Raw genomic sequence first — 3,532 nt, forward strand, 5'->3', positions numbered from 1 at the left:
CCGGTGGTGTGGGAGGGGCGAAGCCGCGAGGCTTCCCCCTATCCCGATCCGCAAGCGGAGGCGTGGATTGCTTCGCTGCGCTCGCAATGACGGAGGCTGTCATTCCGGGGCGATGCGTTAGCATCGAGCCCGGAATCCATCTAACCGCAGAGTATGCGGCCCAATGGATTCCGGGTTCGCGATTCGCGCGCCCCGGAATGACGAGGGGAGAGATCAGCGCTCTTGCTCCGCCGCCTTGATGGCGAGTGACAGGCTCAGCTTGATCTGCGCGACCATGTCGTCGAGCAGTTCTTCGCGCGTGGTTTCGGCGAGCTGGCCGGTGAGCAGGCCTTGCTCGGCGAGCATGACGACGCCGTGCAGCGCGGCCCAGATCTGCAGCGCGTGGCGCTCGCGCAGGAGGGCGACCGCCGGCGACTCCAGCGCTTCCAGCAGCAGACCGAACGTCTCCATCGCGGCGCTGTGCAGCTCGCTCTCCTTTGGCGAGCAGGCCATCACGCGCGAGGCGAACATCAGGCGGTAGATGCCGTGGCGGCGCAGGCCGAAGGCGAGGGCGGCTTGCGCGAAGCGTGAGATTTTTGTCCGCTTCGACGGTTCGTCGATCGCATCGCGCAGCGTCGTGTTGAACTGGCGAAAGGCTTCCGCTGTGACGGCCGACAACAGCGCCTCGCGGTCTGCGAAATGCCGGTAGGGTGCGGGCTGCGAGACGCGGAGCTTCTTGGCGAGTGCGCTGATGCTGATGGCCTCGGGGCCGCCGAGTTCCGCTTCCTGCAATGCCGCATGCACCAGGGCGTCGCGGAGGTCGCCGTGGTGATAGGCATTTTGCGGCTTGCGGGCGAGGCGTGTTCCCATCTTAATGTGATAGGCTATAACTTTTTGCTTGACAGCACAACCGGACCGCGAATGTAATAGCTCCAAATTGAGACGTGGCCGAAGCAAGCCGCGTCCGCCGAGAAGCGGAGGAAACGCCAGTCCGCGCATCGAGCCACGGGCATCGATGCTGCGCGCGGCAGAGGGAAGCGCCCGCATGTCCGCAAAGCTGAAGATCCACGTCGACCAGGACAGGTGCCAGGGACACGCGCGCTGCAAGGCGCTCGCGCCCGAACTATTCGACCTCGACGAATACGGCAATGCCCATGAGCACGGCGAAGGCCGTGTGCCTGAAGGCCTCGAGGACAAGGCCTATCTCGCCCAGACCAACTGCCCGGAATTCGCGATCGAAGTCATCGAGGAGTGAGGCGCGCGGTCGGACCGCCGCCTTCATCCACACTTGATCTGAACGAACACAGCGGAAGGAAACTGCCGATGTCCGATTCCGTCAGCATGATGCCCGAACACCCGCCGGTGACCGACTGGATCCGTGATTTCGACCACACCGATCCGGCCTGGACCGAGAATCCGTTTCCGATCTGGGAGCAGTTGCGCGCAGCCTCGCCGGTGGTTCACACCGACCGCTTCCTCGGCTGCTACATGCCCACCACCTATGAGGCGGTAAAGCAGGTCGCCTACGACACCGAGCATTTTTCCTCCCGCCGCATCATCGTGCGCGACGTGCGGCCGGAGGTCACGCAGCCGGCGCCGCCCATCACCTCCGATCCACCCGAACATAAGCCGGCCAAGCAGTTGCTGCTGCCGCCGTTCACGCCCGACGCGATGAAGAAGCTCGAGCCACGGGTCCGTGCGATCTGCAACGAGCTGATCGACGAGTTCATCGACGATGGAAAATGCGACGCCGCCGAGCGCTACACGAAGCACATTCCGGTGCGCGCCATCGCCCATATGTTGGGTATACCCGAGAAGGATGGCGACCTCTTCATCAAGTGGATCCACGAAATCCTCGAGCTCGGCATCAAGGATCAGGACATCTTGATGCGCGCGCTCCACGAGATGAGTGCGTATTTCGCGGGCCATATCGCCGAACGCAAGGGCAAGCCGACCGACGACCTGATCACGACGCTGATGAACGCGCGCGACAAGGACGGCAAGCCGTTGTCGGACGCCCATGTGCTCGGCTCGCTGCGACTGCTCCTGGTCGCCGGCATCGACACCACCTGGAGCGCGATCGGCTCCTCGCTCTGGCACCTTGCGAAGACGCCCGCGGACCGTGAACGGCTGGTTGCTCAGCCGGAATTGTTGCCGATCGCGATCGAGGAGTTCCTGCGCGCCTATTCCCCGGTGACGATGGCGCGCGAAGTGGTGAAGGAGACCACGGTCAGCGGCTGCCCGGTCAAGCCCGGCAACATGGTGCTGTTGTCCTTCCCCGCTGCCAATCGCGACCCTGCGATGTTCGCGGACGCCGACAAGGTGGTGATCGACCGCAAGGAGAATCGTCACGCCGCCTTCGGCCTCGGCATCCATCGCTGCGTCGGCTCGAACCTCGCGCGCATGGAGATGATGGTCGCGATCGAGGAATGGCTGAAGCGGATTCCCGACTTCCGGCTCGATCCGGCCGGCAAGGTGGCGTGGTCGGAAGGCACCGTCCGCGGCCCGCGCGCACTGCCGTTCCTGTTCGGGGCGGGCTAGTTACAGTGCGTAGCCCGGGTGGAGCGACAGCGTAACCCGGGGACGCTGGTAGACGTGAATGGAAGTGTCCCGGGTTGCGCTTCGCTTCACCCGGGCTACGGACCTGCGCCGGATCAAACATCCATGTTGCGGAGGCGCTGGCGGTTGCGCAGCACGATCCGGCGGGCGCCGGAGAAGCCGAGCACGCCTTCGTCGTTCAGTTGCGACAGCGCGCGGGATACCGTCTCCAGTGTCAGTCCCAGATAATCGCCGATGTCGCGGCGGCACATCGGCAGCGCCATCATGCTCATGCCGGCAACCGCAAGGCGGCGATCCATCTCCAGGAGGAAATTGGCGACCCGCTCCATGGCGCTCTTGCGGCCGAGCAGGAGCATGTGCTCTTCGGCATGCTTGAGATCGCCCGCCGTCATGGTCCAGAGCTTGTGGGCGACCTGGACGTCGGTGCTGGCTGCCTGTTCCAGGCTGCGGCGCTTTACCAGGCGCACGGTGGTGTCGATGATGGCTTCCGCTGCCAGCCGGTGCTTGGCGCCGGACTCGAGCCCGAAGACGTCGCCGGGCAGATGGAACGCGCCGATCTGGCGGCGCCCGTCGGCGAGCAGCTTGTAGGTGCGGACCGCGCCGCGGATCACCTGGTAGACGTATTCGGCCGGCTCGTCCTCGCCGTAGATCTCCTCGTCTTTCCGGTAGGTGAATTCGGTGGCGATCAGGCCGGCATGTCCGGCCAGGCCGCAAAATGGCTCGGCAGGCGCATGGCCGCCCGGCACAGGCCGGTTAATGTTGAGGGAAGCGGCGGCGGGCGACTGGGTGAGCATGAGCCATCTCCTATGCAGCGGATGGCTTTTGGTACGCGGAACAGGCGAACGCGGAAATTTCGCTCCATGCCTTAAGGGCAAGCCCTTAGGTAGAATTACGGAGGTCGCGGTTGCGCGTTCGTAGGTGAGCGTCATCCGGCGACCACGCACTGAGGGCTGATCTGGTCGGCTAGGAAGATCTCGTGGATTGTTTCGTCACG

At 64.5% G+C, this 3,532-nt stretch carries 4 protein-coding genes; 2 read left to right on the forward strand and 2 right to left on the reverse strand.

The features are described 5' to 3' along the window. Nucleotides 1-213: 213 nt before the first annotated feature. Nucleotides 214-849 carry a TetR/AcrR family transcriptional regulator gene (locus AAFX91_RS39955; protein ID WP_130579515.1) on the reverse strand — a complete coding sequence of 212 codons (636 nt, stop codon included), beginning with the start codon at nt 847-849 and terminating at the stop codon, nt 214-216. 175 nt (nt 850-1,024) lie between these two features. On the opposite strand from AAFX91_RS39955, the gene AAFX91_RS39960 reads away from it, so the two are divergent. Continuing rightward, a complete protein-coding gene (locus tag AAFX91_RS39960) occupies nt 1,025-1,234 on the forward strand; it encodes a ferredoxin (protein WP_130579516.1) in 210 nt (69 codons plus the stop codon). A gap of 68 nt (nt 1,235-1,302) precedes the next feature. Further along, on the forward strand, nt 1,303-2,520 hold the full coding sequence (locus tag AAFX91_RS39965; protein WP_130579517.1) for a cytochrome P450: 1,218 nt from the start codon (nt 1,303-1,305) through the stop codon (nt 2,518-2,520). Nucleotides 2,521-2,633: 113 nt separating this feature from the next. Here the strand turns inward: AAFX91_RS39965 and AAFX91_RS39970 are convergent, their stop codons facing one another. Further along, nucleotides 2,634-3,332 carry a helix-turn-helix domain-containing protein gene (locus tag AAFX91_RS39970; protein WP_130583982.1) on the reverse strand — a complete coding sequence of 233 codons (699 nt, stop codon included), beginning with the start codon at nt 3,330-3,332 and terminating at the stop codon, nt 2,634-2,636. Nucleotides 3,333-3,532 lie beyond the last annotated feature (200 nt).

The sequence above is a fragment of the Bradyrhizobium sp. 31Argb genome, assembly GCF_043638955.1.
Taxonomy (GTDB): domain Bacteria; phylum Pseudomonadota; class Alphaproteobacteria; order Rhizobiales; family Xanthobacteraceae; genus Bradyrhizobium.

Bases quoted from the DNA above. Each gene is read 5' to 3' on its own strand.
- AAFX91_RS39970 (WP_130583982.1), bottom strand. From the start codon at position 3,332: ATGCTCACCCAGTCGCCCGCCGCCGCTTCCCTCAACATTAACCGGCCT.
- AAFX91_RS39965 (WP_130579517.1), top strand. From the start codon at position 1,303: ATGTCCGATTCCGTCAGCATGATGCCCGAACACCCGCCGGTGACCGAC.
- AAFX91_RS39960 (WP_130579516.1), top strand. From the start codon at position 1,025: ATGTCCGCAAAGCTGAAGATCCACGTCGACCAGGACAGGTGCCAGGGA.
- AAFX91_RS39955 (WP_130579515.1), bottom strand. From the start codon at position 849: ATGGGAACACGCCTCGCCCGCAAGCCGCAAAATGCCTATCACCACGGC.